Annotated in this window: 1 protein-coding gene; it reads left to right on the top strand. The window is 65.3% G+C overall.

All coding sequences use genetic code 11. The annotated features are described in order from the left end of the window. Positions 1–230, top strand: a 230-nt coding sequence (locus AC0IW9_RS31425) for an alkaline phosphatase PhoX (protein WP_471652206.1), incomplete at its 5' end; no start/stop codon positions are given. Between the last annotated feature and the right edge of the window lie 21 nt (positions 231–251).

The following is a 251-nucleotide window of genomic DNA, read 5'->3' as shown; positions in this document are numbered from 1 at the left end:
GCTGCAATCAGTTGCTGTGTGCTGATCCGTCGAGCCGTGAGGTGCGGCGTTTTCTGGTCGGGCCGCGTGGCTGCGAGATCACCGGGTTGGCCTGGAGCCCGGATGGCAAGGCGATGTGGGCGAACATCCAGCACCCCGGCATCAGCTTTCCGGCCAGCGACGGCAAAACCCGCCCACGCTCGACCACGCTGCTGATCACCCGGCTGGATGGCGGGGTGATCGGCGCGTAATTCGAATAAGGGATGGGGGAC

The organism is Belnapia sp. AC561 (assembly GCF_979252845.1).
Note: the sequence above shows the minus strand (reverse complement) of the source record. Positions and strands in the feature narration are given on the sequence as shown.